Annotated in this window: 2 protein-coding genes and 1 pseudogene; all 3 read right to left on the reverse strand. The window is 70.9% G+C overall.

Annotated features, from left to right (window positions below; translation table 11 throughout):
• Nucleotides 1–153: 153 nt before the first annotated feature.
• Complete coding sequence (locus ACWCPW_RS51910; protein ID WP_449768673.1) at nucleotides 154–366, reverse strand: hypothetical protein; 213 nt, start codon at nucleotides 364–366, stop codon at nucleotides 154–156.
• 10 nt (nucleotides 367–376) lie between these two features.
• Nucleotides 377–1687 carry a phage major capsid protein gene (locus ACWCPW_RS51915; RefSeq protein WP_449768674.1) on the reverse strand — a complete coding sequence of 437 codons (1311 nt, stop codon included), beginning with the start codon at nucleotides 1685–1687 and terminating at the stop codon, nucleotides 377–379.
• A 7-nt stretch (nucleotides 1688–1694) separates the two neighbouring features.
• Nucleotides 1695–1922 (reverse strand): annotated as a pseudogene (locus tag ACWCPW_RS51920) (hypothetical protein); the annotation flags it as partial.

The raw sequence follows: 1922 nt of genomic DNA on the forward strand, positions 1-1922 counted from the left end.
AGGGCATGGTGACCTCGTACAGACTGAGCGAGCCGCCCACGACGGCCACCTCCTCGAATAGGTCCACCGGGGTCGAGGCCGACGGGTGCCCGCACACGGCACCGGTGGCACCGCACAACGGGCACCCGCCGCCCCGAGCCGTGCGCGCGAGCATCACGGCGCGAGCTGGCCCGACGTCCGCAAAGCGGCGAGCAACGCGTTGACCTTGGTGCGCAGCGCCAGATAGTCGGTACGCAGAGCGTCGTACTCGGCCTTGGTCGGGGTAGCGCCGGCAGCGACGACCGAGGTGGCCGCACCGGCATCGGCGACCGCTGCCGTCTGCTTGCCCTCGCGGGCGGCGCCCGCGCCCGGGTTCAGGTATCCCATGTCAGCCCCCTCAGGCCGTCAGGTCGATCTCGACGAACGCGTTCGGCTGGATGATCCCGAACGCGGCGCGCATCTCGGCGAGGATCGCGACCAGGTTGCGCACGAAGAAGTCCGCGTGCGAGTCGGTGACGGAGATGGACGCCTGCTCGCGGTCCCACAGGATCGCCTTGCGGAAGTCACCGACGTAGCCGGTGCCCGCAGGGACGGCCTCGGTCTCGATGACCGGCACACCCCACAGGGTGCCCGCGCTTCCGGTCCCCGCCGGACCGCCGAAGTAGTACCTGGCCTCGTTGTCCTGAAGCAGGTCGATCGCCTCCAGGTCGGCCGGGTTGAAGAGGTAGGCGTTGGCAATCGAGCGGCCCACCAGTCGGACCTTCGTCTTCGCCTTCCGCGTGGTGGTCAGGGCGTTGGTGTCCCACGCCTGGGCCTGCACGCCGGACACGTTGCCGAGCCCGTCGAAGTTCTCCCCGGTGCCGTCACCGGAGATCATCTGGTCCTCGAGTTCCTCCTCGAGGCCGTACCGAAGGAACGCGTCGATCAGGGTGCGGATCTGCGCGGCGTCCGACAGGGCGCGCTTGGTGACCGGGATCCAGTGCGCGATGGTGCGCACCGGCGTGGTCACCTTGGCGGCGGCGAGCGCCGATTCGGGCTTGTATCCGCCGCCCGCAGCGTTGACCAGGGCGCCCGCGCCACCGGGGGCGGTCGGCGCCGCGGAGCTGGTGGCCTCGGCGACCGGGGCCGCGTTGTTGGTGATGCTGGTCATCCGCACGTACTCGACCGTGTCGCTGGTGGTCGTGCCGTTGGTGACCACGTCCCGCAGCCGCAGCGGGCGCTGGAACGCCTCCGTCATCACCTGCAGGCCGCGGTAGTCGTTCTGGACGAACGCCCCACCGGAGGTGTCCGACAGGCCGGTGACCAGGGACTTGTAGCCGGCGGGCATCGACTGCACGCGCTGCTTCTGCCCGAACTGCCCGTTCGGCGCGGACGCCAGCAGGGCCGCGTACTCGGCCGACTTGACGAACGTCTCGCCGATCGAGGTCTTCTCGTCGGGCACGATCAGGCCGCTGGGCGTGCGCCGCTCCGACTTCTCGGCGACGCCGATGCCCTCGCCCAGGTCGGCGATGGCGTCGCGCACCGCGCTGTCGCCCTTGGCCTGCTCCAGGCCCTGGCGGGCGGCCTTCGCCTTCTCCATGTGCTCGGTGATCAGGCCGCGCTCGTCGTCGGTGAAGTCGCGCGACTCGTCGTCGGCCTTCGCGGCGATCGCCTGCGCGGCGACCAGGTGGTGCTTCAGCTCCTCGGTGAGCTGCTCGATCTTCGTCATGGGTTCCTCATCCCGTGAGCGCGGAGACCTCGGCCACCATCGCGGCGAGGTCGGTGTGCAGACGGAGCGAGGCGGGTCCTGGCCGGGCCGGTGCTTCCTTGGCCGCAGGCTCCTGCGGCGAGGCGTTCTCCGGCGGGGCCGACGTGGCCTTCTCGTCGTCTTCGGCGGAGTCGGCGGCGGCGGACGCGACCGACTCCAGGAGTTCCTGGGACAGGCGCGCGATCTCGCGCACCCG

The sequence above is a fragment of the Embleya sp. NPDC001921 genome, assembly GCF_053594475.1.

Coding starts and splice junctions, on each gene's coding strand:
- ACWCPW_RS51910 (WP_449768673.1), bottom strand. CDS start 366: ATGGGATACCTGAACCCGGGCGCGGGCGCCGCCCGCGAGGGCAAGCAG.
- ACWCPW_RS51915 (WP_449768674.1), bottom strand. CDS start 1,687: ATGACGAAGATCGAGCAGCTCACCGAGGAGCTGAAGCACCACCTGGTC.